At 31.4% G+C, this 17,952-nt stretch carries 25 protein-coding genes; 18 read left to right on the top strand and 7 right to left on the bottom strand.

From position 1 onward, the window contains the following. Window positions 1-103 precede the first annotated feature (103 nt). The 6 genes from C6990_RS00550 (at window position 104) to C6990_RS00525 (ending at window position 5,043) form a co-directional block, all read left to right on the top strand. Window positions 104-1,909, top strand: coding sequence for an ATP-binding protein (locus C6990_RS00550; RefSeq protein WP_182127810.1), 1,806 nt, complete (start codon window positions 104-106; stop codon window positions 1,907-1,909). Beyond that, on the top strand, window positions 1,887-2,234 hold the full coding sequence (locus C6990_RS00545) for a response regulator (protein ID WP_182127809.1): 348 nt from the start codon (window positions 1,887-1,889) through the stop codon (window positions 2,232-2,234). Before C6990_RS00550 ends, C6990_RS00545 begins: the two co-directional genes overlap by 23 nt. Before the next feature lie 81 nt (window positions 2,235-2,315). Further along, complete coding sequence (locus C6990_RS00540) at window positions 2,316-2,768, top strand: 30S ribosomal protein S19e (RefSeq protein ID WP_182127808.1); 453 nt, start codon at window positions 2,316-2,318, stop codon at window positions 2,766-2,768. A gap of 7 nt (window positions 2,769-2,775) precedes the next feature. After that, on the top strand, window positions 2,776-3,060 hold the full coding sequence (locus tag C6990_RS00535) for a DNA-binding protein (protein ID WP_182127807.1): 285 nt from the start codon (window positions 2,776-2,778) through the stop codon (window positions 3,058-3,060). A gap of 41 nt (window positions 3,061-3,101) precedes the next feature. Continuing rightward, window positions 3,102-4,181 (top strand): zinc-binding dehydrogenase, encoded by a 1,080-nt coding sequence (locus C6990_RS00530; protein ID WP_182127806.1) that lies wholly within the window; start codon window positions 3,102-3,104, stop codon window positions 4,179-4,181. Between the two features lie 7 nt (window positions 4,182-4,188). Further along, window positions 4,189-5,043 (top strand): HpcH/HpaI aldolase/citrate lyase family protein, encoded by an 855-nt coding sequence (locus C6990_RS00525; protein WP_182127805.1) that lies wholly within the window; start codon window positions 4,189-4,191, stop codon window positions 5,041-5,043. 6 nt (window positions 5,044-5,049) lie between these two features. On the opposite strand, the gene C6990_RS00520 is transcribed toward C6990_RS00525, so the two are convergent. Next, the gene (locus C6990_RS00520) at window positions 5,050-5,664 is read right to left on the bottom strand and encodes a transcriptional regulator (protein ID WP_182127804.1); all 615 of its coding nucleotides are present in this window, start codon (window positions 5,662-5,664) and stop codon (window positions 5,050-5,052) included. Between the two features lie 55 nt (window positions 5,665-5,719). On the opposite strand from C6990_RS00520, the gene C6990_RS00515 reads away from it, so the two are divergent. From C6990_RS00515 to C6990_RS00460, 12 genes are all read left to right on the top strand, one after another. Continuing rightward, window positions 5,720-6,070 (top strand): response regulator, encoded by a 351-nt coding sequence (locus tag C6990_RS00515; protein WP_182127803.1) that lies wholly within the window; start codon window positions 5,720-5,722, stop codon window positions 6,068-6,070. Between the two features lie 58 nt (window positions 6,071-6,128). Beyond that, window positions 6,129-6,272, top strand: coding sequence for a hypothetical protein (locus C6990_RS00510; RefSeq protein ID WP_179360687.1), 144 nt, complete (start codon window positions 6,129-6,131; stop codon window positions 6,270-6,272). A gap of 73 nt (window positions 6,273-6,345) precedes the next feature. Continuing rightward, on the top strand, window positions 6,346-7,050 hold the full coding sequence (locus tag C6990_RS00505) for a tetratricopeptide repeat protein (RefSeq protein ID WP_182127802.1): 705 nt from the start codon (window positions 6,346-6,348) through the stop codon (window positions 7,048-7,050). 61 nt (window positions 7,051-7,111) lie between these two features. Further along, the gene (locus C6990_RS00500; RefSeq protein ID WP_182127801.1) at window positions 7,112-7,696 is read left to right on the top strand and encodes a riboflavin synthase; all 585 of its coding nucleotides are present in this window, start codon (window positions 7,112-7,114) and stop codon (window positions 7,694-7,696) included. A gap of 78 nt (window positions 7,697-7,774) precedes the next feature. Continuing rightward, window positions 7,775-8,440: a 3,4-dihydroxy-2-butanone-4-phosphate synthase gene (gene ribB, locus C6990_RS00495; RefSeq protein ID WP_048114879.1), complete on the top strand. Its 666-nt coding sequence runs from the start codon at window positions 7,775-7,777 to the stop codon at window positions 8,438-8,440. A 2-nt stretch (window positions 8,441-8,442) separates the two neighbouring features. Beyond that, on the top strand, window positions 8,443-8,859 hold the full coding sequence (gene ribH, locus C6990_RS00490) for a 6,7-dimethyl-8-ribityllumazine synthase (protein WP_182127800.1): 417 nt from the start codon (window positions 8,443-8,445) through the stop codon (window positions 8,857-8,859). Continuing rightward, window positions 8,856-9,608 (top strand): GTP cyclohydrolase IIa, encoded by a 753-nt coding sequence (locus C6990_RS00485; protein ID WP_182127799.1) that lies wholly within the window; start codon window positions 8,856-8,858, stop codon window positions 9,606-9,608. Before ribH ends, C6990_RS00485 begins: the two co-directional genes overlap by 4 nt. Then, entirely contained in the window at window positions 9,602-10,792 is a 1,191-nt protein-coding gene (locus C6990_RS00480; protein WP_182127798.1) for an amidohydrolase family protein, read from the top strand. Before C6990_RS00485 ends, C6990_RS00480 begins: the two co-directional genes overlap by 7 nt. Next, window positions 10,779-11,435, top strand: a complete 657-nt coding sequence (locus C6990_RS00475) for a 2,5-diamino-6-(ribosylamino)-4(3H)-pyrimidinone 5'-phosphate reductase (RefSeq protein ID WP_182127797.1) — start codon at window positions 10,779-10,781, stop codon at window positions 11,433-11,435. Before C6990_RS00480 ends, C6990_RS00475 begins: the two co-directional genes overlap by 14 nt. Before the next feature lie 36 nt (window positions 11,436-11,471). Then, complete coding sequence (locus C6990_RS00470; RefSeq protein ID WP_182127796.1) at window positions 11,472-11,729, top strand: hypothetical protein; 258 nt, start codon at window positions 11,472-11,474, stop codon at window positions 11,727-11,729. Window positions 11,730-11,826: 97 nt separating this feature from the next. After that, complete coding sequence (locus tag C6990_RS00465; RefSeq protein WP_182127795.1) at window positions 11,827-12,384, top strand: hemerythrin domain-containing protein; 558 nt, start codon at window positions 11,827-11,829, stop codon at window positions 12,382-12,384. 26 nt (window positions 12,385-12,410) lie between these two features. Further along, complete coding sequence (locus C6990_RS00460; RefSeq protein WP_182128043.1) at window positions 12,411-12,713, top strand: hypothetical protein; 303 nt, start codon at window positions 12,411-12,413, stop codon at window positions 12,711-12,713. A 34-nt stretch (window positions 12,714-12,747) separates the two neighbouring features. Here C6990_RS00460 and C6990_RS00455 read toward each other — a convergent pair whose 3' ends face one another. The 6 genes from C6990_RS00455 to C6990_RS00430 are packed head-to-tail and all read right to left on the bottom strand — an operon-like array spanning window position 12,748 to window position 17,889. Then, entirely contained in the window at window positions 12,748-14,139 is a 1,392-nt protein-coding gene (locus C6990_RS00455) for an NAD-dependent succinate-semialdehyde dehydrogenase (RefSeq protein WP_182127794.1), read from the bottom strand. 37 nt (window positions 14,140-14,176) lie between these two features. Further along, complete coding sequence (locus C6990_RS00450) at window positions 14,177-14,587, bottom strand: hypothetical protein (RefSeq protein ID WP_255465052.1); 411 nt, start codon at window positions 14,585-14,587, stop codon at window positions 14,177-14,179. Between the two features lie 38 nt (window positions 14,588-14,625). Then, complete coding sequence (locus C6990_RS00445; protein ID WP_048114906.1) at window positions 14,626-15,141, bottom strand: transcription factor; 516 nt, start codon at window positions 15,139-15,141, stop codon at window positions 14,626-14,628. Window positions 15,142-15,167: 26 nt separating this feature from the next. Next, window positions 15,168-15,701 (bottom strand): tRNA (cytidine(56)-2'-O)-methyltransferase, encoded by a 534-nt coding sequence (locus C6990_RS00440; RefSeq protein WP_182127793.1) that lies wholly within the window; start codon window positions 15,699-15,701, stop codon window positions 15,168-15,170. Then, the gene (gene hflX / locus C6990_RS00435; protein ID WP_182127792.1) at window positions 15,691-16,812 is read right to left on the bottom strand and encodes a GTPase HflX; all 1,122 of its coding nucleotides are present in this window, start codon (window positions 16,810-16,812) and stop codon (window positions 15,691-15,693) included. Before hflX ends, C6990_RS00440 begins: the two co-directional genes overlap by 11 nt. 30 nt (window positions 16,813-16,842) lie before the next feature. Next, window positions 16,843-17,889 (bottom strand): phosphate signaling complex PhoU family protein, encoded by a 1,047-nt coding sequence (locus C6990_RS00430; RefSeq protein WP_182127791.1) that lies wholly within the window; start codon window positions 17,887-17,889, stop codon window positions 16,843-16,845. Window positions 17,890-17,952: the final 63 nt, after the last annotated feature.

Genomic DNA, 17,952 nt, shown 5'->3' with positions numbered 1-17,952 from the left:
AAAATACACTGCAATTAATATATAATTTGAATACAAATCTTGTATGAAAATTAAAACACGTCTTTTTATAGGATTTTTGTTAATAGGCGGTTTTGTTGGGTTAATGGGAATCATTTCCATTTTTCAATTACAGGAAACTTCTGAACATCTTAATTTATTGGATGACAATCTAGACACACTAAAGACATCTGAAAGATTACTGTTACATGCAAATAAAATACAATATTATGATGAGGTGTTAACTCAATCTGCTCGAAATTATGCATTCACTGGAGATGAAATATGGGAAAAAAGGTATTTTGAAATAGAACCATTATTGTCCGAAGAATTATCTGGAGCATTAGATTTAGGAAACAATATTGAAAAATCTTTTTTTTCTTCAGTAAATGATGCTAATTCCAATCTTGTAAATCTAGAATTAGAAGTAATTGAATCTGTAAAAAATGGAAATTTGAAAAATGCTATTTCAATTTTAGAATCTCAAGAATATAAGAGCAACAAAGAAATTTATCAAAAAAGCCTAATGAAATATCTTGAAAATAGAAACTTAGAACATACATCAATAATGGAAGATTCAACTACTGATGTAGACATATCTCTGGAAATTATTTTTGAAGATATTTTATTTGGTATTTCATTTCTAGTGATATCCATCACCATAACTGTTGTAGGTTTCCTTGTTTTAGGATATTTCCTTTCACAATCCATTCTAAAACCAATACTAAAACTTGAAAATGCCTCCAAACAAATTATTGATGGAAATCTAGATGTAAAAACTGGTATTTACTCAAAAGATGAAATTGGTGAATTATCTAGATCTTTTGAATTTATGTTAAATCATTTAAAGAAAACTACTGATATTGAAACTCAATTATCATTACAACATAACTTAAGAAAAGCATTAGATGAATCTTCAATTGTAAGTATAATTGACAAAAATGGAAAAATCAAATATGCAAATGATAAATTTTGTCAAGTTTCAAAATATTCTAAAGATGAGCTTATTGGTCAACGTCAAGATATTCTAAGATCCAGTAAAATCCATCCCCCAAGTTTCTATGCAGATTTGTGGAGTGTAATTTCCAAGGGAAATATCTGGCATGGTGAAATTTGCAACACTGCAAAAGATGGAACTTTGTTTTGGAATGACACAACAGTTATACCATTTTTAGATAAAGAAGGAAAGATATCTGAATATGTTTCAGTTAGAAAAGATATTACTGAACAAAAAAACCTCACTAAAAAATTACTCCATGCTGAAAGATTAAGTGCTATAGGAGAACTATCATCTAGAATGTCTCATGATATAAGAAACCCTCTTTCAATTATACAAAATGAATTTGAGTTATTAAAACGAAAAAAGATTCTTGATGAAAAGCAAATAGAAAGAGTTACCACTTCAATAAATAGAATTACTCATCAACTAAATGATGTCTTAGATTTTTTGAGAGATACTCCGGTAATATCAAAAAAATTTAATCTTTCAAATCTTTTAAGTAAAGTTTTATCTTCACTTAATGCACCTTCTGGAGTAAAAATCAAAACATCAGGTGATGAAATTTTTATGTTTGGTGATGAAAGTAAAATGAATGTTGTTTTGGTAAATCTAATTTATAATGCAATTCAGGCTGTTGAAGAATCTGGAGAAATAGATGTTTTCATATCAAAAACCAATACGGAAATAATTATCAAAGTAACAGATTCTGGTCCTGGAATTACCATCAAACCACTTGAAAAAGTATTTGATCCATTAATCACATCAAAGCAAAAAGGAACAGGATTAGGACTTGCAAGTGTAAAAAATATCATAACTCAGCATAACGGAACTATTTCTGTAAAAAATAACCCAACTACCTTTATAATTAAAATTCCACAAAAAGAAGAGAATGACAACAGTAGTAATAGTTGATGATGAAATTGCATTAATTGAATTATTTTCTGATTTGTTTAAATTAGAAAATATTGATGTTGTAGGAGTCGGATATGATGGAAATCAAGCTGTGGAATTATGTTCAAAACATAACCCTGATTACCTTCTATTAGATTTGTCAATGCCTGAATTTGATGGATTTTATGCCCTTGAAAAATTACAAAATTCTACTACAAAAATAATTGTTACAACTGGATTAGTTGAAGAAAACATTTTGAATCAATTAGATCAATTCCCAATACTATCAATACAAAACAAACCTGTTAATTTTGATGAAGTTTTGAAAGTAATGACCCCGATCTGAGAAATTCATGGTAAATTATCTTGAATACGCTAGATACATTACCTCAATGATTTATAAGACGATTATCGATTTTTGCACTTTATGGCAAAGGTATACGATGTACCATCAGATGTATTGATAAAAAGACTCGCAGAAATTCTAAAGAATGAAGATATTCCTGCACCTACTTGGATTCCCTTTGTCAAAACTGGGGCTCATGCTGATAAACCCCCACAAGAGAGAGACTGGTGGTATACTAGATGTGCCTCAATTATGAGAAAAATTTACTTTCATGGTCCAATTGGAATTAATGAATTAAGAAAAGATTATGGTGGAGGTAAACCATCTGGATACGGTGCAGCACATCACAAAGATGCAGGTGGTGCAATCATTAGAAATGCTATTCAAGGATTAGAAAAACTTGGTTATTTAGAAAAGGTTGAGAAGAAAGGTAGAATAATTTCTAAACATGGAATGCAAAAACTAGACAGATTAGCTACTGAAATACTAAAAGAACTCATTGTTGAAAATCCTCAATTGAAAGTTTACACATAGATTCAAAATGAGTTTCCCAGAATCTAATGAAGAATCCCCTTACGATAATAAGAATAATGATCCATCTGCACAAAAAGAACAGATTCTAAAACAAATCCTTTCACCTGAAGCAAGACTGAGACTCAATAATATCAAAATGGTAAAATCCGAATTATCTGATCTAGTTGAACAGTATTTGATCGGAATGGCAACCCAAGGTAAACTTCCTGGCCAAATCTCTGATGATCAACTCAAACAAATATTGCTCTCAATTCAGCAACCAAAACGTGATTTTAAGATAAATCGTGTCTAATTCAGAAAAAATATAATTATAGGTAGCGTGTGGCTTATTTCATGAAAGCCGTAGTATACAATGAATATGCACCAGATGATAATTATGCTAAAATCCTCAAAGTCCAGGATATAGATGAACCAAAACCAAAAGCAGATGAAGTAGTCTTTAAAGTCAAATCTGCTGCTCTAAATTATAATGATATTTGGGGAATGAGAGGAGTACCTGTAGCTGTTCCATTACCACATGTTTCAGGTTCTGATGCAGCTGGAGACGTAATCGCAGTTGGTGAAGATGTTAAAAATATCAAAGTTGGAGATAGAGTTGTATCTCATTCAAACATGTCTTGCAGAGTTTGTAAAGCATGTACTGATGGACGAGAATTTGATTGTGTTAAAAGAACCATTTGGGGATTTCAAACTGGTCCAACATGGGGAGCTTTTCAAGAAGTTACTCACTTACCTGAAGTCAATGTCTCAGTTATTCCAGAAGGCGTATCCTATGATGAAGCAGCGGCAGCATCTATGACTATACTTACTTCTTGGCACATGTTAGTTGGTAGAGCCAAAATTACTCCCGGACAAACTGTCTTAATTATGGGTGGTGGTTCTGGAGTTGGAAGCTTTGGAATTCAGATAGCAAAATTATACAATTGTGATGTTATTGCAACAGCAAGCCCTGACAAACTAGACAAATGTCTGGAACTTGGAGCTGATTATGCAGTTGATCATAGAAAAGAAGATTGGAGTAAAGAAGTCTTTAAAATTTCTAAAGAACTTGCAAAGAAAAAGGGTGAAGCACCAGGAATTGATCTTTCCTTTGATCATATTGGTGAAACACACTGGAACAAGCAACTTCAACTTCTAAAATATGGTGCAACACTAGTTTCATGTGGCGCAACAACAGGATATGATGCAAAAACTGATCTAAGACATATCTTCTTTAAAGGAACTAACATCTTGGGTTCAACACAAGGAACCAAAGCTGAATTAGATCAAGCTCTCTATTGGATGAGTCAGGGTAAAATTAAAGCCGCAATTGATTCTACATATTCCTTTGAGCAAGCAGCAGAGGCACATACAAAGATGTTAACCGGTAAGGGACTCTTTGGCAAAATCTTAATGAAGCCTGAAGGCGCTTAATCATTTAATGACACAGCTTTTCAGAAGCCTCATTTTTGTTCCTGGGAATAATCCCAGATTTCTTGAAAAAGCAAAAAAGCTTCAAGCTGACATTGTTTGTTTTGATTTAGAAGATTCTGTTCCAGATGACAAAAAAGTTCATGCAAGAAAATTAATCAAATCTGCATTAAAATCACGAAAATCCTACGAGTCTTCAATCTTTGTGCGTACAAATTCCCCTACTTCGGGAAAAATTCCTTCAGACCTCAAAGAAGTAATTCAAAAAGGAATTGATGGAATTGTGATTCCAAAAGTAAACAATGTAAAAGAAATGAAAAAAATAGTAAAAACACTATCAGGATTAGAAAAATCAAGAAAATTAAAACCAATTCAAATTATTCCTTCTATTGAATCTGCAGAAGGTGTAGTTAACACGTATAACATTGCATCTTTTGGTAGAAGAGTCTCTGCAGTAGTCTTTGGAGTTTTTGATCTTCTCAATGATTTAGGTGTTGAATATACTAAAGAAGCAAAAGGTGCTTCCTATTCGAGAACTAAAATACCCGTAGATGCACATGCTGCAGGAATTATAGCAATAGATGCTATTTGGCAAGATCTCAAAGATTCTAGTGGATTTGAAAATGACTGCAAGCTTGGCAAAAGTTTAGGTTATTCAGGAAAAAGTATTATACATCCAGATCAAATTCCTGTGGTACACAAATTATTTCATCCAAATAAAAGTGAAATTTCATGGGCAGAAAAAGTATGCAAAGTCTATCTTGAATCAACAAAGAAGGGTAAAGGAGCTACTACTGTTGATGGAAAAATGATAGATGAGGTTCATTTTAAACAAGCAAAATCTCTTCTTGAATTAGTAAAGTAATTACTTTCATGCATCTATTGAATCAAGAATTACTTTCATGCTGGTACTTTTTTCCATCATTTTCTGAGATATGATTCCATTAACGATAGTTTTCCCTTTTTTAATTTCTAAATTAATTTCTTGAAAAACACATTGAAGCTTTGATATTTTTTTACTTTCACTCAGTATTTTACCCGTTTCAATAATTAATCCATTGATTATCATATTCTCAATTTTTCTATATCCTGATGTTTTAGGAGCTTCAGATTCCTTCAAGATTTGTGGAATAGTAAATTCTTTTTCTAATAGAGTTGTAATTATCTTTCTTGAATCATTCTCTCCAAAAAATCCTAAGATTAAATCTGATAAATTGGAATCTAATATAGTGACAAAATACTTTCCATCTGTTTTTTTTATTCTAAGTATTTTATTAATACAATCTCTTTCAAATTTATTAACATCGAGATTTGAATTTTTCTTCAAAACAGAACTAAATTTTTGAAAGTGTTCAATTGAAAGCTTTATTGACATCCCATGCTCTAAAAATAATTCACGTTCTACTTTACTAAGAAGTTCCATATCCATCTCTTTCTTTATTTCAGATGATAAAGCATTGGAAACTAGTCTATCAATTCCTCCCATATGGGAATTCTAAATTATGGAAAATATTAAAGCACTCCTCTTTTTACTACCGTCAATGTCAAAATCTGTTATTGTTATCGATGATGATGAAGATACAGTTAGACTATTTACTGAATTTCTTGAAGAAAATGGAATTAATGTCATTGGAAATGGATTTAATGGAAGTACAGCAGTTAAACTATTCAAGGAAACTAAACCTGATGTTGTATTAATTGATCTTAACATGCCTAATGGCAGTGGTTTCTATGCGATAAAAAAAATTCAAGATATTGAACCCAAAGCACGAATTATTGCTGTTTCTGCAGATAGTGATTACACTACTGAGGAAAAACTAGAAAAGCTAAACATACCTCTAATTCAGAAACCGTTCAAAATGGATAAAGTAATTTCTATTATTCAAAGCTGATCCCACTTTTGGAACATTTCACATAGTGTTATATTCTAATTTTCATAAATTTTTTCATATGAGTAAACGTGTAACAATAATGATTGATGAAGATCTTGATAAGAAATTGCGACTTCGTCAAGCAAAATTGATTCAACAAGAGCAATCATCATACAGTTATTCCAAAGTATTGAATGAGACCCTTCGTAAAGTTCTAAAATAATCCCATTCTTACTCTGCATTTTTCTATAGTCAGAATAGGTTAAAGATAATGATTTTCATAATAATATTGTAAAATGATTGATCTTTTAGATCCTACAAATGTGATTACTAGGATGTTTAATGCGAAAAAGTATGAGGAAATGTACAATTATTGTAAAAATCTCTTAGAAAAAACTCCTGATGACATGGTAGCACTTCAGAACATTTCATTGTCTCTAATTTATCTAAAAAAATATGAGGAAGCAATTGAATACTGCGATAAGGTTCTGCAAATTAAAAATTTGGATACCTATGCATTGAAAAACAAGATCTATGCCCTTGAAAATTTAAATCAATATGAAAAAGTTTTAGAATTATGCAAACAAATTCTTTCTACAAATCCTAAGGATATATGGACACTAAATAGCATGGGTTTATCACTCAATGAATTAAATCAACATCAAAAAGCACTTGAATGTTATGAAACTTCACTATTAGTTGATCCAAATGATGTGACAGCTTTGATGAATAAAGCCATATCTCTTAGTCATCTTGGAAAATACCAAGATGCAATTGAATTTTATGACAAGGCTCAGGTAGTTGATCCAACTCTTAAAGAAATCCCACGTGCAAAATCTAGATTATTTGAAAAATTAGGGATGGAAGATGATGCGTTTTTAGCTGCACAAGGTGTTTTAAACAAAGATATGGCAAAAATTAAAAATGACGCTAAAGAAAATGATTCTACTGTATTTCATCAATTTTGTGAGGATGAATTTAATGAATATAATTCAAAGTAATTTATACAAATAATATCAATCATCTAAATCATTTTATACGTATATCTAATAGTAAATTTTGATGTTTACTGGTATTGTTGAAGGAGTTGGCAAAGTTGAAAAGATTTCAAAAAATACCAAAAATCGAAGTGCAATTGAGATGACTGTGAATCTTGGGAAACATTCTAAGGGATTAAAAACTGGTCAGAGCGTTGCTCTTAATGGTGTCTGTCTTACTGCTACAAAATTATCTAAATCTAGCTGTATTTTTGAAATGATTGAGGAGACTACAAAAAAAACAGACCTTGGTAATCTAAAAGTTGGTGGAATTGTAAATATTGAAAGAAGCTTAAAAGCAGGTGAGAGACTCGAAGGTCATTTTGTTTTAGGTCATGTAGATGGTGTTGGTATAATTAAAAAAATTATGAAAAAACCAAAAGAAGTTCAAGTTTGGTTTGAAATTCCAAAAAAATTATCAAAATATGTTGTAAAAAAAGGTTCTATTGCTGTAGATGGAATCAGTTTGACAGTTGTAGATATCAAAAATACTCTAGCATCAGTTTCATTAATTCCTCACACCATTGAGATTACAAATTTTCATACAAAAAAAATTGGCGATAAAGTTAATATTGAAACTGATATTCTTGGAAAATACATTTTAAAATAAAGCCAATTATCTACCAATTTAGTGGTAATTACCAATTTTTTAGTAAACTTTATAATCAGAATAACGACATTTTCTCGTATGTCTCTAGAATCAGCACTACAATCGCTAAAGCGTGGCGAATTTGTTCTTTTATTTGATTCAGCTGGAAGAGAAAATGAAATAGATATGGTAGTAGCTGCAGAATTTGTTACTCCTGAGCATGTAGCACGAATGCGTCAACATGCTGGTGGATTACTATGTATTGCAATTGATAATAACTTTGCAAAATCTCTTGACTTAAAATACATGCATGATATTCTTGCTGATTCTTCAATCTCAAATAAAGAAATGATCATGGGTTTGGCACCATATGGTGATCATCCGACATTCTCATTATCAATTAATCATTATCAAACTTATACTGGAATTACCGATAAAGATAGGTCATTAACAATTAGAGAAATGGCAAATATCTTTAATGTTGAAAATAAACAGAAAAAATTTGCTTCATCATTTAAAACTCCAGGACATGTTCCGTTATTGATTGCATCTAAAGGATTATTAGCTGCACGACAGGGACATACTGAAATGTCAGTTTATCTTGCTCAAGTTGCGGGTTTGACACCTGTAACAGCAATTTGTGAAATGATGGATGCTGAAACATATTCTGCATTGTCCGTAGACAAGGCAGAAAAATTTGCAAAACAAAATGGGATTCCATTAATTGATGGAAAGGAACTTTTAGAATACGCTAAGGTGCATTAGCTTTGAATATTGCAATAGTAGTTTCGGAATTCAATGAGGAAGTGACATCTAGGATGCTTGCAGTAGCTCAAGAAAAAGCTAAATCACTAAAGTTGAAAATATTACATACATGTACTGTTCCTGGTGCTTTTGATATGCCTATAATAGTAGATTCATTATTGCAAAAAAATGATGTGGATGCAGTAGTTACTTTGGGTGCGATAATTAAAGGACAAACAAAACATGATGAAGTAATATCACATTCTGCTGCTCAGGCATTAACCTCTTTATCAATAAAATATCAAAAACCCGTTTCTTTAGGAATTTCTGGTCCAGGAATGCAGGAAAGACACGCCTATGCTAGAATAAGACCTGTTGCTGAAAGAGCAGTAGAAGCTGTAGTGAAAATTTCAAATGAATTAAAGAGGATTGAAAAATGATTCAACTCAGTATACTCAAAATTATTGGATATGGTCCTTGGACTTTGACATTAGGCAGTGATAGAGAGCATGAATTACAGATGCTTCAGGCATCACTCTACAAAGAAGTACAAAAATTATTTTCTGAAAAAAACTGCCTAGTTTTTCTTAATCGAGCTGATGAATTTTTTGTAGTTTCTAATGGACTTGGTTTAGATGAGCATCTTGAAATCCAAAAAATTCTTGAAAAATCGTTTGATATTAGATTAGATATTTCAATTGGATTTGGAGACTCTCCTTTTGATGCAAATTTAAAAGCATATGATGGAAAGAAAAATAAAATTATTCTAAACCAAGAGCATAAAATTTTTGGATATGTAAACAATTCATCTGATTCAAAAGTCACAATAATGCATTTGGATGTAGATGATCTCTCTTCACGAAGAAAAAGTAATTCACCATATGAAATAACAACAATAATTTTTGGATTGTTTTACAAAATGTCACAATATTTTCTTGAAAAAAATTCTCTAACATTTTTTATGGGTGGAGATAATTTTATGGTAGTTGCAAGTGATGATGGGAAAAATTCTGTACAGGAATTCATTAACATGATAAAAAATAATGATGATATTTCTCTGAATTGTGGAATAGGAATTGGACACACTAGTAGAGAAGCCGTAAAATTCGCCACAAAATCACTTGATACTATACGTGAAATTCGAGATTCAGGAAAGGAAAAACCTGAAGTTTATGAATTATCATGTTGATAAAAAATATTAGCGTATTACAAGGATCAGAGTTAGATTTTATTCTAAGAACCAATGTAAAAATTGAACATAATAGTTTCAAAAAAATTCAATCAAAAATTCAACCAGATACAAACGAAGAATGTATCGATGGAGAAGGTCTATTATTAATTCCAGGTTTCATTAATGCACATACACATATTGGTGATTCTATTGGAAAAGATGTCACACTCAACAGTTCGGTGGATGAAAAAATTCATCCTGTGTTTGGAGTTAAATCAAAAATTCTAAAAAATACTTCACAAGAAAATTTATCAAATTTTATGAAAAATACATGCCATTCAATGCTTCGAAAAGGAATAACTACATTTGTAGATTTTCGCGAAGGTGGATTAGATGGAGTAATTTTACTCAAAAAAGCATTATCTGATGTACCAATTCACTCTATAATTCTAGGAAGACTGGATTTTTATCAAAAATCTCCCGAAATTAGAAAAAATCAGCCTTTACCAGCAGACAAACTTGCCGTTCTTGATGAACTTCTCAGACAATGTGATGGAATTGGTATTAGTGGAGCTAATGAGAATAGTACTTCAGTTTTAGTTCAATACTCAAAAACAACAAAACTTAGGGCTATTCATTCCTCAGAAACTGAACAAAGTGTTTCTAAATCAAAGAAAATCACGGGAAAATCTGAAACAATTCGAGCCTTATCCATGAAACCTCATTTTCTAGTTCATATGACATTTGCCTCAAAAAGCGATCTAACTAATACAGCAAAAAAAACTCAAGGGATAGTAATTTGTCCCAGAGCTAACTCTTCACTTGCAGAAGGAATTCCTGATATTGTAATGATGCAAAAAGCAGGATGTGTCTTAGCATTAGGCACAGATAACGTGATGATAAATTCTCCAGACATGTTTAGAGAAATGGATTTTCTTTGGAAAGCAACTATGGGAATTCATAAGAAAAGAATTGATCCAAAAGAAATTCTTAAAATGGCTACAGTAAATGGAGGCAAAGTTTTGAAAAAAGATATTGGAATTATTGAAAGAGGGAAAATTGCAGATTGCATATTTCTTGATAAACATACTATAGATTTAGAACCCATGCATAACCCGTATGCTGCTATTGTTCATAGAGCATCAGAATCTGCAATTAGAGCAGTCATGATAGGAGGAAAAATAGTACATGGTAAAATCTAGACCCCATGTAACTTTGAGTGCTGCAACATCTATTGATGGAAAAATTGCTACTGATACAGGAGATTCAAAACTATCATCAAAGCAAGATAGTGTTAGATTACACAAACTAAGATCTCAAGTAGATGCAATACTTGTAGGAAAAAATACTGTTTTAATTGATGATCCTATGCTAACTGTTCGCCACATTAAAGGTAAAAACCCAATTAGGATTATTTTAGATTCTAAAGGAAGTATATCTAAAAATTCAAAAATAATTCAAACAAGTAACAAAATACCAACAATTATAGCTGTATCACATCAAATTAGTAAATCAAATCTTGATAAACTCAAAAAATTCCCTATCGATATAATTGTTGCAGGAAATGATTCTATTAATATTAAATTATTATTAAAAAAACTTTCAGATAAAAAAATTAAATCAGTTTTAGTTGAAGGAGGTGGAATCATTAATTGGGAATTTATAAAATATGATCTTTTTGATGACTTGATTATTACTTTGTCCCCATTTCTAATTGGAGGAAAAAATGCTGTATCTCTAATTGAGGGAGATGGTTTTAAAAAAATCTCAAATTCACCTAATCTACGTCTTAAACATATCAAGAGGCTCAAAAACCACCTTGTGTTGAAATATTCAAAAGTGTAAGTTATTATAGTTTCTTTGAAATAAAATTACAAGAAATTGGCAGTAAAAAAGAAAGCTACAACAAAAAGAAAAACTACACCAAAAAAGAAGGCTGCACCAAAAAAGAAGGCTGCACCAAAAAAGAAGGCTACTAAATCAAAAACAAAAAAACCAGCATTTGGCGGATATGCAATCAGTTTTGCAGGTCGTAAAGAAACTGTAGAACAAGTATTTGGCAATAAACCAATTGCTCCAAGTGAAATGACCAAAAAGATTTGGGCATTTGTAAAATCAAAGAGCCTCTCTAATCGTTAAAATGATTTGTTAACGATTAATCGTTAACTAATTTCTATCTTTTAATTATTTTTTAAAATAAATAAGATATAGATATTGGATTTTCTCTAAAATAATTATGTCCACAGCATCATTACGACGAGATCATGATTTGATAGAAAAAGTGATCAAAGCAATGGAATCTACTATTGAATTATTAAATGATGGTAAGCAAATTCCAGAATCAATCTTGCTTCCTGTAATAGATTTTTCAAAAAACTTTACTGATGTTTGTCATCATACTAAAGAAGAAAAGTCATTGTTTCCTGCATTAGAAAAAGCTGGAATGCCTAGTAATATGGGTCCTATTGCAATGATGTTAATTGATCATCAGCGTTCACGAGAAATTGGAACTGCAATGGAGGAATCTGCTAAAGTATATCTTTCATCAGGAGATTCTACAAAACTAATCAGTGACATGCAAAAATATGTTGAACATGTAACAGAACACCTCTGGAAAGAAAATAATAGATTATTCATGATGGCAGAAGCACGTTTACAATATGTTTCCAAAAAAGTTGATGACGAACTAAATGAAATTGAAAAAACTCAACTTACTGATTTGGGAAAATCAAGAGATCATTATGAGAAATTGGCTGAAAACCTTTCACATGATTTGTCAGAACAGGGTAGTTAGATTTGTCTAGTAAATTTGGTCAAGTAATGGGAGTTAGAAAATATGTTAATGGTGATATTGAATTAGATTTTTACCATGATGATGAAATTATTGAATATCGATATTCCTCAGATCCGAGTAGATTGGGAAATTTCCCTAAAGAATTAGCTGAAACATTGGCTAATACACTGGCTACAGATATTTGTGTTGAAATTTTCTTTGGTGAAGATGGAAATCCAACTTATGTCGAATTAGAAGAATGTGAGGATGATGATGATGAGGATGATGATGAGGATGATGATGATGATGAGGATGATGATGATGATGAGGATGATGATGATGAGGATTAATCTGCCTAAACTTAACCCTTTTCTAATGTAAAATCTATTCTACGTAATGATGATGTGTTAGATTATCGTAAAATCTGACCGATTTTAAATTTACAAATTCAAGCATTCCGTATCTTGATAGTTCTCTTCCAAATCCACTATGTTTTATTCCGCCAAATGGAATTCTAGGATCTGAAATTACTACATTATTTACACTTACAATTCCTGAATCTATTCTTCTTGACATTTTATCTGCCTTAGCAAGATCTTTTGTCCATATACTGGCACCTAAACCAAATTCACTTTCATTAGCTAATTTGATTGCCTCACTCTCATTTTCAACTACTGTGATAGGCGCTACTGGTCCAAATGTTTCTTCTGTTGCAATCCTCATGTTAGGTTCAATGTTTTTAAGAATTGTTGGTTGATAGAAGAATCCTTTTCCATCAATCTCTGAACCTCCTAAAAGAATTTCGGCACCTTTTTGTTTTGCATCCTCTACAATTCCGGAAATTGTTTCTAAACCTTCTTTGTTTGAAATTGGTCCAATATCAGTTTCTATGGACATAGGATCTCCTACTTTGAGTTGAGATGCTTTTTTGATAAATAATTCAGTAAATTCCTCTGCAATGTTTTTTCCCACAAAAAATCTTTTTGAGGCTACGCAACTTTGACCACAATTGATGAATCTTCCTTTAACTGCACCTTCAGCTGCTTTTTCAATTATTGCATCATCTAATACTATGAAAGGATCACTTCCTCCTAATTCTAACACACATTTTTTCAAATTTTTTGCAGCCCTTTCTCCAACTTTTGCACCAGCGTTTGTACTTCCAGTAAAAGTAACAGCATTTACATCTGAATCAATTAGATTATTTGCAGATTCTACACTTCCTACTACTGTTTGGTATATTCCATCAGGCATTCCTGATTCAGTAAATGCTTTCTCAATTTCAATTCCTGATTGCATGGTTACTCTGGATGGTTTCATTACGATAACATTTCCTGCCATTAAACATGGAGCTGCAAAACGTAATGCTTGCCAATAGGGAAAATTCCAAGGCATTATAGAACCAATTACTCCTAGTGGTTCAAAAGTCAGAAAACTCTTTCTTGCATCTGAGCTTAAAACCTCATCAGATAGAAAACTATCTCCATGATCTGCATAAAATTCTAATGCCCATGCACATTTTTCAACTTCGCCAATTGATTCTTTGAGGGCTTTACCCATTTCCGATGTTGCAACTTTTGCAAGATCTGTTTTGTGTTTCTTTAAATATTCTACTAAGTTGTAAACATAACTCCTTCTTTTTTCATAGTCTTTTTTCCATTCAGGAAAAGCTCGTTTAGCTTTTCTAACTAGATCATGTACTTGGTTTTTATCCATTGGAGTGAAAGTCTTAATATTCTCACCTGTTGCTGGATTTACCGTAGTTATTTGGCTCAAGGATTTTTCAAAGAATTTCTCCTATTTAATCTCTAACTTATTTTTTGATATTTTTTGATAAGTTAGAAAGTGTTTTTGAATAGGAATCCATCATTGTATGAATGAATTCTTCATATGATTTCATGCCTGAAATTCTCATTTGAGAATACCATTTTAGATAATTATCATAATTTTCAATTTGTTTTATTGAAATACTACTAAGAAAGTCTGAATACTTTCCAAGACTTTTCAAAAAATTCGGATCAATATTCAATTTATCAAAAAACTCCTTTTCTGATAAAACACATGTACCAAAAATATCATCTATTGCACGAAGATATTCTTTGTACATGTCTGAATATATTTGAAAATGTGAGGGTATTTGAGATTCTAATTCATTGATAATTTTTGATGTATTTCCTTTCCAAACATTACAGATGGATATTGAATCATCTTCAGGCATACTCATAATACTCTGATTTTGTATTTATCATTATACGCATCTAATCAAAATGTCTGCTGCATATCTTTTTTTATCTCATCAATTTTCTTCGAATATGCTTTCTTAGATTTATCATTTTTCTTGAGATTCAAAACATTGCCACATGAAGGACATTTGAACATCCCATCAAGTGCACTCTCAAATGTTACTCTTGGGCAATCTTCATTTCCACAATGATAAAAGTCAGAAGCATTTTCATAATCTAATCTTTGCTGTAATCTTTCCTCGATTTTCTTTTTTTGGTTTTCAATGAAATGTTCAACCTCTTCTCTTCTAGTTCTCCATCTGTAGACAAACCATCCTTTTCTCTCATCTTTAACTCTGATTCCGGTAATTAGTGATTTTCCAAACAAATCATACAATACTTTTCTTACCATATTGATTCTAAGACCTGTAGAGCTTGCAATTTCCTCATCAGTTGCATCTTCGGCTTTGAGTAATGATCTTGCAACTTTGAGATACTCATCTCCTCCGATCATGGAGGCGATTCTAACAAAAGGATCTTCATATTTGTCTACCAACTCTAATGACTCCTGATTTTCTACTATTAATCCCTTGTTTCTTTTACTTGCACGTTTTTACCATTTTTCGTGGGTATGATCTTTCTTTTTGCATTTGGAAAGTCCTTCTCAAATTGTTTACCTTTTTGAATACGATCTAAGAGAATTGCCAAAGCACTAATCTCTGAATGAGGTTGACTTCCAACCCCCACATTGTAGTCTGCTAATTCATAAATCTCTCTTGGAACTTTTTCAGCCCCAACAACAATTAACAAATTCTCTTCTTTTTGGAGTTCCTTTTGAGCATTGTTGATATTTTGACCATACATTGAAAGGTGAACAACTTTGAAGCCTTCTTCCTTTTTCTTTTTAACAACTGATTTCCATTTGTCAATAAACTCTATTTCGAATTTTCCTCCCCAAGTTCCATTGATTTTTTCTATAGTATCCTTAATCTCTGGATTTATTTCACTCATGAAAATTCTTTCTGCACCAAATGCTCTTGAAACAAGTGCAACATGAGTTGTTACTCTATCATCTCTAACTAATCGCTGTCCGATTCTTACCACTTCAATAACCAAGTGTATCTTTAACTCCTAAAGCTGAATTTTTATTGAATTTGTATGAATTATGACTATCTGAAATATTTTTTATTAGTTTTTTCAACTCCTTTACATTTTTACCTGTTTTTGCTGAAACTGAAATCAGTTTTTTATTTTCAGATAAATTAAGTATTTCAATTTTTCGAATAACTTCATTTTGTTTTAACAAATCATTTTTGTTTAATACATAAACTATCTTATCTTTCTGAACACCCAATTCACTCAACGTTCGCATACAACTAGAAAATTTCTTTTTTAATTCAAATACAGAATCACTAATATCAATTACTAGAATAATGATGTCTGTGTATGTTAGTTCTTCTAATGTTGATTTGAATGCATCAATCATGTATGCAGGTAGTTTACTGATGAATCCAACTGTATCTGCAATTAAAAATGGTTCCTGTTCAATTGTTACTCTTCGTGTTGTAGTAGTTAGTGTTGTAAACAGTTCTTTACTTTGAGCTCTTGATTCACCTGTTACTTTATTAAACAATGTTGTTTTTCCTGCAGATGTATATCCTGCTAGAGAAATAGTTTTGAATCCCATTCTCTTTCTTCCTTGTCTATGAAGTTCTCGTTGTTTTCCTGCTTTTTCAAGTTTAGATCTTATTGTCTGCATTCTATGTTTGATATCATTATAGTACACATCTACCTCAAACTTTCCAATTCCCATAAAACCTGGTTGCTCTCCCATATTTGCTAGACGAACTTTCTCTTTTGCTCTAGCCATCTCATATCGCAATTGAGCTAATTTTACTTGTAATTTTGATTCAGCACTGGATGCTCTACTTTCAAAAATCTCAAGAATTAACCCTTCTCTGTCCAAAATCTCTCGATGTAATGCCGAGGCTAGATTATAATTTTGACTTGGCTTTAAAATTTCATCAAATATGATTACATCTGGTCTAAGTTTCTCTGATATTTCCTCTAGTCTCTCTAAAACTCCACCACTAATTCCATACTTTGGTTTTTGTAGGAAATCTTGTTGGATGATGTGAACTAATTCATATCCTGCAGCATCACATAGTCCCTTAGCCTCGTTTATCGAATCTTCCTTATCATATGTGATTAAAATTGCTGATTTCATTTCTTTTCAATCTTAACCTATATCTGATAATCATTCCGTTTTTTTCAATACTTTTTCAATATTCATATTCAATACAATTTCTGCTATATCACTAGCATATTCAGAAACTCTTCTAATATTCTCAGACATTCTTCTTATCCTATAAATTTCCTCATCATCTTTCAATGATTTTGAAGCATCCCTTACTTTTTTCTCATATTTGGCAATCTCAGCTGTTTTTTCAATAGTTTTTTCTGCTTGTACATAATCTTCTTTGAATAAAGCCAGACATGATTCATCCAATACTGATAAACAAAATTCATTCATATCTTGAAGCTTATCTAAAATCTCTTTTTTAACTGGTTTTTTAAACTCTAAAAGATCTTTTGCAATAAATGATGCGTGATCTCCTGCCCTCTCAATATTTTTTACAACCAGTCTGTATCCAAGACAATTTCTTGCATTTCTGAATCCCATCTCTTTTAGCATATGTTCATTTTGTATTGCTATCTTTAATTGACGAATAATGTAAAATCCAAATCTATCTACTTCATCATCTGTATTGATCACTTCTTGTGCCAATTCTAGATTATTTTCTTTAACAGCTAAAATTGCATCGCTAGACATTGATTTTGCCAAATGTATCATTCGCTTAAAGGCACCATCAACTGATAATTCTAATAGGTTTACAAGAACTTGAACTGTTATTCCTCCGCTAGAATCAGAAATAATTTCTGAACCCATTAGCATTCTTTTTACTGCTTCTTTTACAGTATTCCTTTGATTGGGACTTAATCTACCATTTTTTGGTTTAACATTAATTGTCTTAAATCCAAGAAAATACAACGAAATTAATTTTCTAATAATTGAGGAATCTTTTTCTTCTCCATCTATTTCAATTACTGCATCATCTTTTTTTTGAATGCGAGATTCAAATTTTGGAGGATATAGTTCTAAAGTTGATGACCCTTTTCTTACCATCCTGATTTGATCCCCTTGTTTTAGCCCTAACTCCATAATCCATTGTTTTGGAAGTGAAACTATGTAAGATGATTTCCCAGTAAATTGAATTTTCCTTGTTTCCTCTCTTTCTTCCATATTCTAAAGAGATTAAACCCATCTATATAGTTTAAAAGTTGTAATATGGTTTAACATTGAACT

It is taken from the genome of Nitrosopumilus sp. b3, from assembly GCF_014078525.1.
Lineage (GTDB): Archaea > Thermoproteota > Nitrososphaeria > Nitrososphaerales > Nitrosopumilaceae > Nitrosopumilus.
The sequence above is the reverse complement of the archived record's forward strand: the minus strand, read 5'-3'. Positions and strand labels throughout refer to the sequence as shown.

What these genes read in the sequence shown, in the direction of transcription:
- C6990_RS00550 (WP_182127810.1), top strand. Translation starts at nt 104, where the DNA reads ATGGGAATCATTTCCATTTTTCAATTACAGGAAACTTCTGAACATCTT.
- C6990_RS00545 (WP_182127809.1), top strand. Translation starts at nt 1,887, where the DNA reads ATGACAACAGTAGTAATAGTTGATGATGAAATTGCATTAATTGAATTA.
- C6990_RS00540 (WP_182127808.1), top strand. Translation starts at nt 2,316, where the DNA reads ATGGCAAAGGTATACGATGTACCATCAGATGTATTGATAAAAAGACTC.
- C6990_RS00535 (WP_182127807.1), top strand. Translation starts at nt 2,776, where the DNA reads ATGAGTTTCCCAGAATCTAATGAAGAATCCCCTTACGATAATAAGAAT.
- C6990_RS00530 (WP_182127806.1), top strand. Translation starts at nt 3,102, where the DNA reads ATGAAAGCCGTAGTATACAATGAATATGCACCAGATGATAATTATGCT.
- C6990_RS00525 (WP_182127805.1), top strand. Translation starts at nt 4,189, where the DNA reads ATGACACAGCTTTTCAGAAGCCTCATTTTTGTTCCTGGGAATAATCCC.
- C6990_RS00520 (WP_182127804.1), bottom strand. Translation starts at nt 5,664, where the DNA reads ATGGGAGGAATTGATAGACTAGTTTCCAATGCTTTATCATCTGAAATA.
- C6990_RS00515 (WP_182127803.1), top strand. Translation starts at nt 5,720, where the DNA reads ATGTCAAAATCTGTTATTGTTATCGATGATGATGAAGATACAGTTAGA.
- C6990_RS00510 (WP_179360687.1), top strand. Translation starts at nt 6,129, where the DNA reads ATGAGTAAACGTGTAACAATAATGATTGATGAAGATCTTGATAAGAAA.
- C6990_RS00505 (WP_182127802.1), top strand. Translation starts at nt 6,346, where the DNA reads ATGATTGATCTTTTAGATCCTACAAATGTGATTACTAGGATGTTTAAT.
- C6990_RS00500 (WP_182127801.1), top strand. Translation starts at nt 7,112, where the DNA reads ATGTTTACTGGTATTGTTGAAGGAGTTGGCAAAGTTGAAAAGATTTCA.
- ribB (WP_048114879.1), top strand. Translation starts at nt 7,775, where the DNA reads ATGTCTCTAGAATCAGCACTACAATCGCTAAAGCGTGGCGAATTTGTT.
- C6990_RS00485 (WP_182127799.1), top strand. Translation starts at nt 8,856, where the DNA reads ATGATTCAACTCAGTATACTCAAAATTATTGGATATGGTCCTTGGACT.
- C6990_RS00480 (WP_182127798.1), top strand. Translation starts at nt 9,602, where the DNA reads ATGTTGATAAAAAATATTAGCGTATTACAAGGATCAGAGTTAGATTTT.
- C6990_RS00475 (WP_182127797.1), top strand. Translation starts at nt 10,779, where the DNA reads ATGGTAAAATCTAGACCCCATGTAACTTTGAGTGCTGCAACATCTATT.
- C6990_RS00465 (WP_182127795.1), top strand. Translation starts at nt 11,827, where the DNA reads ATGTCCACAGCATCATTACGACGAGATCATGATTTGATAGAAAAAGTG.
- C6990_RS00460 (WP_182128043.1), top strand. Translation starts at nt 12,411, where the DNA reads ATGGGAGTTAGAAAATATGTTAATGGTGATATTGAATTAGATTTTTAC.
- C6990_RS00450 (WP_255465052.1), bottom strand. Translation starts at nt 14,587, where the DNA reads ATGAGTATGCCTGAAGATGATTCAATATCCATCTGTAATGTTTGGAAA.
- hflX (WP_182127792.1), bottom strand. Translation starts at nt 16,812, where the DNA reads ATGAAATCAGCAATTTTAATCACATATGATAAGGAAGATTCGATAAAC.
- C6990_RS00430 (WP_182127791.1), bottom strand. Translation starts at nt 17,889, where the DNA reads ATGGAAGAAAGAGAGGAAACAAGGAAAATTCAATTTACTGGGAAATCA.